The sequence below is a fragment of the Runella sp. CRIBMP genome (genome assembly GCF_009905605.1).
Lineage (GTDB): Bacteria > Bacteroidota > Bacteroidia > Cytophagales > Spirosomataceae > Runella.
Genome location: NZ_JAAAKZ010000002.1, coordinates 584,455 through 598,666, shown reverse-complemented (window position 1 = coordinate 598,666; position 14,212 = coordinate 584,455). Strand labels below are relative to the sequence as shown.

At 44.4% G+C, this 14,212-nt stretch carries 9 protein-coding genes; 6 read left to right on the top strand and 3 right to left on the bottom strand.

Annotated features, from left to right (window positions below; all coding sequences use genetic code 11):
* Positions 1 to 16: 16 nt before the first annotated feature.
* Positions 17 to 2,737: a gliding motility-associated C-terminal domain-containing protein gene (locus tag GVN20_RS07580; RefSeq protein ID WP_166557735.1), complete on the bottom strand. Its 2,721-nt coding sequence runs from the start codon at positions 2,735 to 2,737 to the stop codon at positions 17 to 19.
* 405 nt (positions 2,738 to 3,142) lie between these two features.
* Here GVN20_RS07580 and GVN20_RS07575 point away from each other — a divergent pair, with 405 nt between their 5' ends.
* From GVN20_RS07575 to GVN20_RS07565, 3 genes are all read left to right on the top strand, one after another.
* Positions 3,143 to 5,875 carry a TonB-dependent receptor gene (locus GVN20_RS07575; protein WP_229598999.1) on the top strand — a complete coding sequence of 911 codons (2,733 nt, stop codon included), beginning with the start codon at positions 3,143 to 3,145 and terminating at the stop codon, positions 5,873 to 5,875.
* Positions 5,876 to 6,091: 216 nt separating this feature from the next.
* Positions 6,092 to 6,883: a hypothetical protein gene (locus GVN20_RS07570; protein ID WP_166557734.1), complete on the top strand. Its 792-nt coding sequence runs from the start codon at positions 6,092 to 6,094 to the stop codon at positions 6,881 to 6,883.
* A 6-nt stretch (positions 6,884 to 6,889) separates the two neighbouring features.
* Complete coding sequence (locus GVN20_RS07565; RefSeq protein WP_166557733.1) at positions 6,890 to 9,319, top strand: TonB-dependent receptor; 2,430 nt, start codon at positions 6,890 to 6,892, stop codon at positions 9,317 to 9,319.
* Positions 9,320 to 9,411: 92 nt separating this feature from the next.
* Here the strand turns inward: GVN20_RS07565 and GVN20_RS07560 are convergent, their stop codons facing one another.
* On the bottom strand, positions 9,412 to 10,239 hold the full coding sequence (locus GVN20_RS07560; RefSeq protein ID WP_166557732.1) for a TerC family protein: 828 nt from the start codon (positions 10,237 to 10,239) through the stop codon (positions 9,412 to 9,414).
* A 170-nt stretch (positions 10,240 to 10,409) separates the two neighbouring features.
* On the opposite strand from GVN20_RS07560, the gene GVN20_RS07555 reads away from it, so the two are divergent.
* Positions 10,410 to 11,555 carry a methionine aminotransferase gene (locus GVN20_RS07555; RefSeq protein WP_166557731.1) on the top strand — a complete coding sequence of 382 codons (1,146 nt, stop codon included), beginning with the start codon at positions 10,410 to 10,412 and terminating at the stop codon, positions 11,553 to 11,555.
* A gap of 110 nt (positions 11,556 to 11,665) precedes the next feature.
* Here the strand turns inward: GVN20_RS07555 and GVN20_RS07550 are convergent, their stop codons facing one another.
* Positions 11,666 to 12,157 (bottom strand): C40 family peptidase, encoded by a 492-nt coding sequence (locus GVN20_RS07550; RefSeq protein WP_166557730.1) that lies wholly within the window; start codon positions 12,155 to 12,157, stop codon positions 11,666 to 11,668.
* A 235-nt stretch (positions 12,158 to 12,392) separates the two neighbouring features.
* On the opposite strand from GVN20_RS07550, the gene GVN20_RS07545 reads away from it, so the two are divergent.
* Both GVN20_RS07545 and arsN2 read left to right on the top strand, forming a co-directional pair.
* Positions 12,393 to 12,719, top strand: a complete 327-nt coding sequence (locus tag GVN20_RS07545; RefSeq protein WP_166557729.1) for a helix-turn-helix transcriptional regulator — start codon at positions 12,393 to 12,395, stop codon at positions 12,717 to 12,719.
* Positions 12,720 to 12,769: 50 nt separating this feature from the next.
* On the top strand, positions 12,770 to 14,140 hold the full coding sequence (gene arsN2, locus GVN20_RS30105) for an arsenic resistance N-acetyltransferase ArsN2 (RefSeq protein ID WP_206023221.1): 1,371 nt from the start codon (positions 12,770 to 12,772) through the stop codon (positions 14,138 to 14,140).
* Positions 14,141 to 14,212 lie beyond the last annotated feature (72 nt).

The following is a 14,212-nucleotide window of genomic DNA, read 5'->3' as shown; positions in this document are numbered from 1 at the left end:
TACATATTGGCTTTATTTATCGTTGAAGAATGACCACACCTCGGTATTCATGAATCAGATTGTCATTGCGAATTTTGTACCGAAATACATAAGGGTAGGTGCCTTCTGGCGAAAGTGTGCCGTCTATTTGCCCATCCCATACGGGGCTTTCGTTTTCATTTCTTTTGATAAGTTGACCCCATCGATTATAGATGTCCAAACAAACGGGTTGGCCGCTAGCAACAAAAAGGCTAAAAACATCATTGATGCCGTCGCCGTTGGGAGTGAAGGCATCGGGAGCATAAACATGCGGAGGGCAATAGGCGTTGACGTTGATGGTTCGGGTAGCGGTGCAGCCGAGTGAATTGGTTATTTTTACGTTGTAAACCCCCAACGCTGAAATCGTAATCACAGGTGTAGTTTCGGCCGAGTGTTGCCAATGGTAGGTTAAATCTTTGTCGAGTCCACCCGCATCAATTTCTTTGTCCAAACATACGGTTTCATTTGCTTTTATTTGGGGTAATGGATGGATAATAACCTTGATAGAATCAACGGTTTCGCATACCGATTGCCTTGTAGTTAAGGTGTATGTGCCTGACTTAGTGGGTATAATCGTTCGAACATTTTCCCCCGATGACCAGCGGTAGGAGACGGGGTTTGGGGCATTGGTGATGCTTGGTGATAATTCGACGGGGTCTCCTTCACAGAGGGTGATGTTGCTGCCCAACGTTACTTTTTGCATCTCGACAACGTCGATGGTACGCGACGAGCTACAGCCTTGGGGAGTGGTAACCTTAACGTGGTAGCTACCCGCTTTATCAACGACCAATGATGCATTTTTGGAGGAATTTGGAGCCCAATCATACATCAGACTTTCGCCGTTGGCCCCTGCCTGAAGTTCTAATGTAGAAGCCGACATGCAAAAACTTTCATTGTTTTTCAGACTGGGTGATTGGTGAATGACCACATTGACGGTGTCGTTGGCCACACATTTCGTTTGTTTGTTTTCTACGAAAACAATGTATTGTCCGCTTTGGCGTACGGTTACTTTGTTGGCACTGACAGTTGAATTGTTGGGGAGTTTCCACCGGTACGTATCCCAATTTGGGCTGATGGGGGCATTAAGCGTCACGGTATCACAGGAGACAAGCGATTTTTTTTCAAGTTTGTAGGTTTGGATAGGTGGAAATGTGACACTAAGTTCTTTGGGAGCAAAACAAGATGTATTATCTGAATAAAACATTTTCAGCCTGTATATTTGAACACCATCGCCCGCTACGCTCAACGTATCTTGCGATTCCTGTTCTTTTGGAATTTTATTGCCTATCCACTGAAATGGTGCATTAGCATTGGCTTTTAGCAATACGTTGTTGCAATTGGCGATGGTAAATTCTGGATTTGCATTTAAAAATTCAACATCCATTTCCTCGGAGTTGAGGGTGTCGTTGTGGCAACCGCTTATTTCGTTTACAATGACCTGATAGCTACCAGATTGGGCTGGTGTGATGCTGTTTTGGGTAGCTTTATTTATGGGTTTTCCATTCAAGTACCACTGATAATGCCAATTGCCGACGTTGGGAGCAATCTCGGCTTTCAAAGTAATATCCTTGCAAGTGTTTCCTACACTTCGGGAAATAAAAACCCTTGGTTGGACATTGAAAGACGCAGAAATGAAATTAGGAAGGCCAATGCCGCTTTTTTTGCCACCTAAACTAACCCCATCCCTGACAAATCCACACTCCATGCCTTTGAGGGTTGGATTATTGATGACAGCCAGATAATTGTGTTCGTTGATGGCTACATAAATTTTATTGTCAGGCCCCAATTGTAATGCGCCAAAGTAAGAATCCGTGATTTTTCCTATTGTTATCTTGGATTGAAGTATAGCCGCTGAAGAGCCCGAAGTGATGTCAAACTGATATATTTGTTTTTCGTCCCTAAGGGTCCCCGCCATGTAGAGATAGTGGTTGTCGGCCGAAAACTCCAACCCATACGTGCGATAAAATTCAGGATGACGTATCAGTATTGGATTTGATAAGACGCCCGTATTTTGGTTAAAATCAAAGAGTTCAAATGCATTGTTGAAAAGAGCAATGGCGATTTTTTGACCATTAGGTGAAGTTTTTAAATGTCCAGCGTTGCCTTTTCGAGTGCCAATTTTACTTTCAATGAATTTATGATTAAGGCCTTCTTTTGATAGCTTAAAGGCTTTGAATGAATTGGTGCCCAGTTCATTCGCTAAAATCCAATAATCTTTAGAATTACAATGTTTTATAACAGTCAGACCTTCTGATGAGTTGGTTAAGAGGATATTGTTTTTAGAAACAAGTCCTCCTAATCCTCCATTTAATTGTATATCCACAATAGAATATTGTAATACTTTCTTGCCTCCCGAAAAATCAATCGAAAAAACATAGTAAATGTGGTCCTCTTCGGGCAGCGGTACGATAGTTGCCGATTGAGTAGTGGAGTTGTGCCCCCCCAGATCTACCGCTCCTGGCATGACCAAGTGTTTTTTGTTCCGTATTGTACTTCCATCGGTATAAAACAACAAATTTCCATTGTTGTCGCTGATACTTGCGCAACCTTCCCAAGTGTTTATTACTCCCCCTGACAATGGCTTGGGAGTGCCATCAATAAAGCTGATTCCAGCATTATACCCAAAATACCAATTAGCTGCCCATTTTTTGGGTTGGGCAATTAAGATAGAGGTACTCAGAAGAAAAAAGTAGGGGATAAAAAATATCCCTTTCAGCATATTGTGAAAGGTCTATTAGCGTAAAATGACGTTTTTGTTCTTCGAAAATGCACAGAAATTGTGCTTAACGGAAGCGGGTTCGTTAGGTTTTTCATGATAATAAATTTTCAAAATAGGGTAAAGTGATATGTAAATATACCAAAAGGTTTTACAAAAGTTTATATAAATAATCAGATATGCAATACTTTAGCTATAAAATATCGTAAGAGTATATAAATATTTTTATAATGGATATGGTTGTGTGCAAAACAGGATGGAAATGCTCCTAATGGGAGATGAGTGTAGTTTTAAAGGTATTTAAAATTATATACTTATTAGTTAAATGTTGCCTAAGCTATGGGGATGTTTATTGAAAGTAATTCTTTCTCTATAAGTTTGCAGCCAAACAAACCCATTCAAAAGGAGATGATAAATCGTTATTTTAGTCCAATTTTACTTATTTTAACAATTACTAAATTTTCATTTTCACAAATCTCTTCACCCAAAAAATCGCTAGAATTAGACACATTGTACCTCAATGAAGTCATTGTTTCAGCTTCACGTACGGCCGAGCCCATCATGGAAACGCCCGTCACGGTTGAGCGTATTTTAGGCACGCAGCTGCAAAAACAACCTTCTTCTGAGTTTATTTCATCCTTATCGCGGCTCAAAGGTGTCGATGTGAGTCAATCAAGTTGGTTGATTACCAGCTTCAGTACTCGGGGCTTCAACAGTTCAAAGGCCGAACGCGTGATTCAGCTGGCCGATTTCGTTGACGTGACTTCTCCCACGGCGTCGTTGTATTACGGAAACTGGGTCGGCATTGGTGAGCTGGACCTAGAAAGTGCAGATATTGTGTTTGGAGCCAACTCGGCGCTTTATGGCTCCAATGCCTTCAACGGTGTGTTGCTGATGCATTCCAAAGACCCTTTTAAATACCAGGGACTGTCGGCTTCACTGCGCGGCGGGAACCGTTCGATGATTGACGGGCAAATTCGCTACGCTAAAGTGTTGGGGAATAAAGTGGCCCTAAAATTCAACGCCAATTATTTTGAGGCCGACGAATTTTTGTCATCCAATAATGCTGCCATCAAGCGCGTTACTTCGGGTGGTTTGGCCGGCTCAGACCCAGTCAATAATGCAACTGGAAACCCAGCCGGATGGAATGCTGTCAATCGGTACGGTGACGTAGGGACCACGGTCAGTAGCCCTGCTTTGACTGCGCTCAACAACAATGCAGCCTACAGAATTTATACCCAGGGCTACTCCGAAGCAGCAATGGCCAATTGGCCTGAATCGTCAGGAAACCCGTTTAAATTATTCAATAATGGCAACTACAAAGCGGGAAACTATCGGATTAATCCTTCGCTCCATTGGCAAATCAACGCCAAAGTTCGGGCGGTGTATGAATATAAATTGGCGGTCAGCAATGGTATTTTTCAAAGTACAAGTCGATACGCCCAGCGCGGAATGAAGTATGATGTACATCGGATAGAGCTAAAATCAGATAAATGGTTCATAAGGGCGTATACCGTTTTTGATTACGGTGGCAAAGCCTACGATTTAAACTCCCTCGCGGGCGGTCTTCTCAACGCTCCCATGGCCTCAGGAACCCAAGCCAACGGAAGCCGCTACCCTACCTTCGCGTCTAACTACTATGCGCTTTGGAATCAGGTATTTACGGCGGCTCGTACCAACGGTCTTTCAGCGGGGGCGGTGGTTCCCAACGTATTTGCCGCCAATCCAAATGGTGGTATTCCATCGGCTTACACATTACCGCAAGCCATTGCTGGTGGGCAGAGCATCGAAGCCGCGCAGGCATTGGCGTCGCAGTTGGCGGCGGGGGTACAATTGCCAGTAGGAAGTCCTCATTTTAATCAGCTTCGGGAGCAGATTGTCAGTGGTGTAGGTTTAATTGACGTAAACGGGACCAAAACAGTACGGGGGGCGGCTTTTGCCAATACGGCCCGTTTTTGGGATATAAGCGCCCAACGCGAATGGACTATGAACAAGCTCAATTTCATTGCGGGGGCCTCTTACCGAACGCATTTGCTGCAATCGGGAGGAACACTGTTTTCTGATGGCCCTAATTCGCCCATTTCTGCCAATACCAACGATATTCAACGTCGCGAGCGCATTGTCAATTGGGATGGAGGGGCGTATGGGCAACTTCGGTATGCCGTATGGCAAAACCGCTTAAAACTGGCGGCGGCAGGCCGTTTTGACCGTTTTCGCAATTTTGGCAGTCGGTTTTCTCCCCGTATTTCAGCAGTGGTTTCGTTGGGAGAAAATCGCCAACATAATTTTCGGGTAAACTACGCGCAAGCTTACCGTCAACCCGCGCAGTTAGATCAATTTATCTACCTTGATTTTGGGACGCTGTTGGTGGCGGGAAATGTGGAAAATGGCTACCAAGGCTTAAACGCCGTTTCGGCATTGCCAAATGGACAGGCCAATCCTGATTTCTTAAAACCCGTTACCATCAAAAAAATTACTCCTGAGCAGGTCAATACGTGGGAAATTGGCTACAAAGCGCAGCTTCTTAAAGGGTTATACGTTGATTTGAGTTATTATCGGTCGTGGTACAATGATTTTATCGGTACTCTTCGGTTTTATGGTCGTGAAGACGGCTTGGTGCCCACGGGCGCACCGCTCCCAACCGCCAGCGGCGATTTTGCCAAACCTACCACCGACCGTACCCGAGGCCGCTTGATTCAAACCTGGGCCAATGCCGACCGCCAAGTGCGTACTCAGGGGCTAATTGGAAGTGTTGAATATTTTTGGAATAAAAAACTCAATCTGAACGCCAATTATACATGGTCGCATATCAATGAAGACGATGTTCCTGGTTTGATTTTGGGCTTTAATACCCCAGCGCATAAAGTAAATGTAGGACTCAATGGAGAGCCATTCAAAAATGTGACTTACGCCGTCAACTATCGCCACATAAGCGGTTATACGTATTTTATGCCCATCGATGAAGGCTACATTGATGCCTTCGGAACGGTAGATGCGCAGGTAAATTATCGTTTGCCAAAACTAAAAAGCAATTTAAAAATTGGAGGTACTAATTTGTTGAACGCCAATGCCGTACAAGTATACGGAGCGGCTTCAATTGGACGCATTGTGTATATTGGTTGGACGTTTGAAGGACTATAAGTTGGACCTCACAGTTAAAAAAATATGTTGAATTAGGGCAAGGATATTGGTTTTCTAAACGCTTACCAACCGCACAGCCTAGAGAAACGATGTCCTTGTCAAATTCACCGTGTTTTTATCCTAAAACGATGGTGTTTATGATTCAACGGTTTGGGGAAATGGAGGCTAGTTTTGTACTTTTGGTAAATTAGCATCTCCTATAACCTCATTTTCAGAATGAAATTGACCAATCTACTTTCGTTTTGGGCTTCTCGCCACCCGCATCAAGCCATTCCTCTGATTATCGTAATTGAAATTACCAATATCCTTATTGGTATCATTGTGGGCAGCGCCCTTTTTAAAGGAGGTTCGTCGGGTGTTTTTATGGGGATGATTGTGGGATTAATTCTACTTAAAGTCATCATTCGCCGTTATGCGGCACTCCGTTTGGTTGATATTACTTCGCGAACGCGGTTTATCTTTCAGAAACAAACCTTTTTTTGCCTTGTTTGCCTTAACCTCTTTACTTATACCATTGCGGGCGGGATTCTGGGACGCATGACGACCCATCCTGAAGGAACCACTGCTTTGTACAGTAGTCTCTCGTCTACCTCTGAAACCGTAAATAGCCGTACCTCAGGTGAAACCAAACTGTCTTTTCGGGAGAAAATGTACCAAAAAATGGCACGTCGTTCTGCTAGTGCGGCTGATGGTAACGCGGGTCATCGTGTGGGTTACTTCCTATTATTTTTATTGGGAGTCGGATTGGCGGTTCTTGGGGCTGCCTTATCGTGTAATATCGCCTGTTCGGGTTACGGAGTGGCGGCGGTACTGGTTTTTTTGCTCGCAATCGGGGTGCTTGCGGGCGGGTTTTACTTTTTTGGCCGGGGCATAGACCAAAATATGAAACCTTACAAAGACATGACCCGTGACGAGCGAAAACGTGAAGGACGACGCTACTTAAGAACCTTGGCGGGTACTGTTGGTGCTATGGGATTATTGATACTTATCCAAGCATTGACGAATTAATCAAATATGAAAAATCTTCTTTTACTCTTTACCTGCTCAATCATTTCACTTGTTGGTTTTGCCCAGCCTACCCAAACCATTCGTGGTAAAATTGTGGATAAAGAATCAAAGTTTCCATTGGTAGGTGTTACGGCACTTTTGATGAACAACGCCGCGCAACCTGTGGGAACTGTTACCGATTTAGATGGTACTTTTCGGGTGGTCAATGTGGCCGTTGGGCGGCAAACGCTGCGCTTCACGCTGGTTGGATACAAAGAAATTTTGCTTAATAACATCGTGGTGGAAGCGGGCCGCGAAACGGTGCTTAATCTGGAAATGGAGGAGTCAATTACTGAACTCAATACCGTGGTGGTGAGAGTCAAACGGAGCGGCGAAGCGGCCAACGAAATGGCAATGGTCAGTGCGCGTCAGTTTTCGGTGGAGGAAACAGAGCGCTACGCAGGCAGCAGGGGAGAACCTGCGCGGATGGCATCCAATTTTGCGGGGGTGCAGGGAGCCGATGATTCGCGCAACGACATTGTGATTCGCGGAAACTCACCCTCAGGCGTGCTGTGGCGACTCGAAGGCGTCAGTATTCCCAATCCCAACCACTTTGCCATTTCGGGTACGTCGGGTGGGCCAGTGAGCATTATCAACAATAAATACTTGGCCAACTCTGACTTTTTTACGGGCGCTTTCCCTGCTGAATTTGGCAACACCACTGCGGGGGTTTTTGACCTGAAATTACGAAACGGAAACAATGAAAAACACGAATTTGGTGCTCAGTTTGGCTTTTTGGGCACCGAAGCCACCGCCGAAGGGCCGCTTTCCAAAAAGTCCAAAGCTTCGTATTTGGTCACGGGGCGCTACGCCAACCTTTGGCTATTCAACAAAGCGGGTATCGACATTGGTACGCAGGCCGTGCCATCCTATGCTGACGGTTTTGCACGATTCAATTTTCCGATCAAAAACGGTGGGAATGTGGCATTGTGGGGGATTGGCGGCACGAGTACCGTTGATATTTTGGTGAGCGAACAGGAAGTAAGCGACCGTAATATTTTTGGTCAGAACGACCGCGACCAGTATTTTACGTCCAAGATGGCGCTGGGTGGAATTACGTATAACCAACCGCTCAATAAAAGCACGTTTTTTAAAGCAACGCTGGCGGTTTCCAACAATATTCAGGACGCCAATCACGATTTTTTATTCCTCCGAAAAGATGCCGTGGGCAACCCACTGGTGCAGAACCAAAAATACGTTATTGATTCGCTGCGACCGATTCTTGATTATAAATTTTCGGATACCAAGTATTCGTTGGCCACAGCCCTGAACAAGAAATGGGGGGCGAAGAGCACGCTGAAAGTGGGAGTTAATGCTGATATGATACGTTTTACGGCTTTTGATGATGTTCGAAACTTGAATGAAACAACCAATCAGCTGACACCTTGGCGCCGACGTTGGAATGCGGATGCTGAAGGTTTTATTCAGTTGCAACCTTACATTCAGTTCAAACATTACCTGACCCAAAATGTTGCGCTGAACGTCGGATTGAGCAGTTTTTACAGTTCGATCAATAAAAACAGTTATTCTCCGATTGAACCACGGGCGGGACTTTCGTGGGAATTGCCTAATCGTCAGAAGATTACGTTTGCAACGGGCCTTCACAGTCAAGGATTGCCAACCTATTTGTACTTTTACAATCCTGCAAATACTGGTACGGCCAATGCTTTCCCCGCCAAAAACGTGGGTTTGATGAAAAGCTGGCATTTTGTGGCAGGATACAGTAAAATGTTGGCAGAAAACCTGCGATTGTTGGCTGAAGTCTATTATCAGCGTTTGTATGATGTTCCCGTAGAAATTCAGAAATCGTCATTTTCTATCCTAAACAGTGGCGCGGGATTTTCGAGGTTTTTTCCAAATCCTCTTCAAAACGCAGGCAAAGGTCGCAACTACGGCGTAGAGCTGACTCTGGAGAAGTTTTTTAGCAATAACTACTATTTTCTGGTGACGGCTTCTGTTTTTGACGCTAAATATCAAGGGTCAGACGGCGTTTGGCGCAATACCGATTTCAACGGAAAATACGCTTTCAATGCGTTGTTTTCTAAAGAATTTACCTTCAAAAAACGTAAATCGCTGAACATCGGTGCCAAGTATACCGCCACTGGCGGGCGTTGGTACGGTCCGGCAGATATTACTGCGTCACGTCAAAGTCAGGAAGTGATTTATGCCGACGCTACCCGCAATTCGCTGCAATTCAGTCCTTACAATCGCTTCGACATCAAGACGGAATATAAAATAAACCGTAACCGCCTTACCCATACCATCGCCGTTGATTTGGTCAACGTGCTGGGGATTCAGAATTTGCTGAGTCTGAGCTATGTGCCGCAGGCTCCTTACGTAAAGCAGGAGTACCAACTGGGCTTTTTACCCGTATTCTTTTATCGGATTAATTTTTGAAAAATTGTAATCTGCTGGGAGATATAAAAAATCAAAGAAGGCGAATCCGAGGATTCGCCTTCTTTGATTGAATTGCAGGAAAATGGCTTGAACTATTCCTCCTGTTTACCCAATATACCTTCGCGCTCGGCTTGCGACTTATAATCGTGCAATTTGACGGGCTGTGAGTTTTTACGCATATTGATGTTGAGTACTTCGACCAAAAGAGAGAATGCAATGGCAAAATATAGGTAGCCTTTAGGGACAGAACCCACTTCTGAGTCAAAAATGGACACTTCGGCCAAGTGAGCGCCCTCGGCAATGAGCATAAATCCGATGGCAATCAAAAAAGCCAGTCCGAGCATTTGAACGGATGGGTGACGGTTGACAAAGTCGCCGACGGGGCCTGAGAAAAGCATCATGATAATGACCGATAGGACCACGGCCACAATCATAACGGGAATGTTGTTGGTGAGACCGATGGCCGTCAAAATAGAGTCAATCGAAAACACAACGTTGATGAGAGCGATTTGTAATACTACGCTGGTAAGTTTGTTGCTGGCACTTCCTTTTGGCTTTTGTACTTCCTCATTGATTCCTTCTAGTTTGTGGTGAATCTCTGACGTACTTTTATAAAGCAGGAAGAGTCCTCCAATGACCAAAATAACACTCTGCCCCGAAAAAGCCGCCTTAAACCACCCCGCGTCTACGTGGGTAAAAGGTTGAGAAAGTGAAATAATAAACGAAATTCCAAAAAGTAAACTCACCCGAAAAATCATGGCCAGAAGCAAACCTATGTTGCGGGCTTTGGGTTGGTCTTTGCGGGAAAGTTTGTTGGCCGCAATGGAAATAAAGATAATGTTGTCGATGCCTAAAACGATTTCTAAAAACGTCAGGGTTAATAAACTGATGAGTGCTTCAGCCGTAAATAATGATTCCATCGTTGAATGAATAAATGAGCGAAAAATGAAAATGTTGCTAATAAAGGCAATACGATTAACAAATAAAGCAATAGAAATGCAAAAATGGGCGATTTTTAAAAATGAATACAATATTTTTACACGAAATTACCTAACACTACACAGAAGGTCTAAAAACAGAAGGTCTAGAAATGGAGTCAAAACTTCCCAACGTCGGTACGACGATTTTTACGGTCATGTCGGCGTTGGCCACTGAGCATAAAGCCATCAATCTTTCGCAGGGTTTTCCTGATTTTGACATGCCCGAAGCACTCGTACGCCTCACAAGTGAGGCCATGCAGAAAGGGTTCAACCAGTATTCGCCCATGGCGGGCTGGATGCCGCTGCGGGAAAGTATCGCCGCCAAAATCCATGATTTGCACGGAGTTTCGGTTAATCCCGACACCGAAATTACCATCACCCCTGGCGGTACTTATGCGATTTATACCGCCTTTACGGCCGTATTACGCCCTGGTGATGAGGTCATAGTGTTTGAACCCGCTTACGATAGTTATATCCCAAATATTGAAGTAAACGGAGCCGTTGCCGTTCGAATTTCCCTCGATTTTCCGACTTACCGTATCAATTGGGACGAAGTGCGGGCGCGCATCACGCCCCGCACACGTATGATTGCGCTCAATACGCCCCATAATCCTACGGGGAGTATTCTACGCGACGATGATATAGCGCAATTACGTCAGATTGTTCAAGAATACGATTTGCTGATTATGTCGGATGAAGTCTACGAGCACTTGATTTATGACGGCGAGCCGCATCGGAGTATGTTGCGCTACGAAGATTTACGCCAACGCGCATTTGTGTGTTTTTCGTTTGGGAAAGCGTACCATTGCACGGGTTGGAAAATGGGTTATTGTGTAGCGCCGCCCGCTTTTACCGTAGAATTTCGTAAAATCCACCAATTCAATTGTTTTTCATGTTTTACGCCCGCGCAGGTAGGATTGGCGGAGCACCTAAAAGATTCGGCCGAATACCGAAGCATTGCGGGTTTTTATGAGGGCAAGCGCAATTATTTTGCCAAACTCATGGAACAAACCCGTTTTAAACCCTTGCCAAGCTACGGCAGTTATTTTCAGCTTTATTATTTTGATCATCTGTCCGAAAAATCAGACAAAGATTTTTCCATTTGGCTGACCAAAGAGCACAAAGTGGCTTGTATTCCGGTATCGGCTTTTTATCAAGAAGCGACTGACAACGGCGTTGTGCGCTTTTGTTTTGCTAAAAAAGAAGAAACGCTGGAGCGAGCCGTGGAGCGATTAGTGAAGGTATTTCCCGCCTAGTAGTTGGTTTTAACGTTGATTATTAAGAAGTTGAAAGTTAGAGTTGGATTACTACGTGGCTATTCTTTAAAATAGGTGCGGAGCTCTGGACTGATTTCTTGCTTCTTGATTTAATTGGATTCGTTGATGATGCGACGGATACCCACGTAACGTTTGCGATAATAATCGGCATTCAGAAAATCGTAGCGTACGCCGCCTTTCCAGGCCGAATGAATGAATTTGACGTAGTTGGTGCCCACTTCCACAATCATGCCGACGTGTCCTACGCGTTGGCTGCTTGAATTATGGCCTTTGAAAAAAATTAAATCTCCTGCTTTGGCTTGGTCAATGCCTACCTCGGTGCCGTGAGAAATCTGGGCGGCGCTAGAATGCGGCAAAGTAAAACCGAATTGAGAAAAACAATAGCGGACAAATCCTGAACAATCAAAACCTTTTTTGGAAGTACCTCCTGAGCGGTAGCGCAATGACAAGTGCTTTTTGGCAAAACTAAGCAAATCAGCCGACATCGAAGCTTTTTGCGTGGTGTCCTTTTTGGCCGTTTGGGCAACAATAGTTTGGCCAAAACTGGAGAACACCAGTAATAAAATTATTTTTTTTATCATAAGTTCTGAGGAACGGGTTGACTCTGTTTAATACAAAGACTATGCCAAGTAAAGTAAAAAATTTGGCAAAAACCAATTTTGTTGATATAAATCTCCAATTAATACCAAGTTCTCCAATTTTTATTTGTTTTCAATTCTTGACTTAACTCCTTGAAGATGAGTGAAAAATGAGCTTAATCTTGTTTTATAAAATATATCATCGTAATATTGCGATATAAAACATGTAGCAACTATTATGGGACTTTCCAAAAGTGAAGTATTCAGCGAGGCAGATAACCGGATGGCCGATTTAGCCAAAGCCTTTGCGCATCCCGCGCGGGTTGCTATTTTGCGGCTGTTAGCCCAAAGAAAGGCCTGTGTATGTGGAGACTTAGTAGATGAGCTTCCCCTTTCACAAGCCACTGTATCGCAGCATTTGAAAGAGCTCAAACGCATTGGTATCATTCAGGGAAGCATTGACCCACCGCGCGTTTGTTACTGTATCAACGAACAAGTGTGGGGAGAGGCCGAAGAAGCATTTGGTGGCGTATTTGCCCTTTTTTCAAAAGTAGGTTGCTGTTAAAATTTTTTACCCTTATATATCGTAATATTGCAATAGAAAATCAAATACTTATGAACACAGAACAGTCACTCAAAGAAATTGTCCGCGAAAAATACACGGAAGTCGCTAACCAATCCAAAGACCAAAATGCTGCTTCTTGCTGCGGTTGCGGCCCTACCTGCGGTACCGACGAAGATTTTATCGGTATCATGGCCGAAGATTATTCTAAGCTGGGTGGGTACGTAGCCGATGCCGACTTGGGATTAGGCTGCGGTTTGCCCACAAAATTTGCACAAATCAAACCTGGTGATACGGTCATTGACTTAGGCAGCGGAGCGGGCAATGATGCCTTTGTAGCGCGTGCCGAAACGGGCCCAGAAGGCAAAGTAATCGGGATTGATTTTACGGAAGCTATGCTCACCAAGGCCCGTGCCAATGCCGAAAAATTGGGATTCAATAACGTGGAGTTTCGTCAAGGAGATATTGAGCAAATGCCTGTCAATGATTCGGTTGCAGATGTGATTGTGAGCAATTGCGTACTAAATTTGGTGCCCAATAAAGTAAATGTGTTCAACGAAATTTACCGGGTTTTAAAACCCAACGGACATTTTAGTATTTCGGATATTGTATTGGTAGGTCAGCTGCCTGCGGGCTTGCAGCAGGCAGCCGAAATGTACGCGGGCTGCGTATCGGGGGCCATACAGAAGGAGTCCTATCTTGGCTTGATTGAGCAAGCGGGTTTTACAAACATCACGTTGCAAAAAGACCGTGAGATTTTTCTGCCAGATTCAATTCTGAGTACCTTTTTGTCGCCCGAAGAAATCGCTTCTTTCCGAACAAGTGGTACTGGAATTTACAGTATTACGGTTTATGCCGAAAAACCATTGTTGACTGCGATTTCCACGGCACCCGACGGTTCCAAATCGTCAGACGCTATCGAAATCGAAATTCGACTGGCGCAGCCCGCTGATTATGAGTCGGTTGTCGCGCTTCTGAAGTCGGTTGGATTACCTACTGAAGACCTAAATGTGAAATTGCCCGATTTTTTATTGGCTTTTGTCAACGAAAAATTGGTAGGCTCGGCTGGTGTGGAAGTCAACGGTACTATCGGATTGCTGCGCTCAGTTGCGGTACAGGAAGACTTTCGCAACTATAAAATTGCCGGCCGTTTGGTGAATGATTTAAGCAAACAAGTGAGGCTAAAAGGAGTGAAAGAATTGTATCTTATCACCACCACAGCGGATGGTTATTTTGAAAAACAAGGCTATGAGCGCGTAGAACGTGCGGCTGTTCCCACTGAAATTGCCCAATCACAGCAGTTCAGTAGTTTATGTCCAAGTTCGGCTGTTATCATGAAAAAAAGCATTGAAAAGCCTAAAATCAAGTTGTCTGACTTGGAGCAAGTTTCGGCTTGTTGCACACCCAATTCGGGTTGCTGCTAGTCTAAGGTAGAGTGGTTTTGAAAATACCTTAATAATACAAATCAGCTTCAATCGCGTTCTAATTTTTCATTG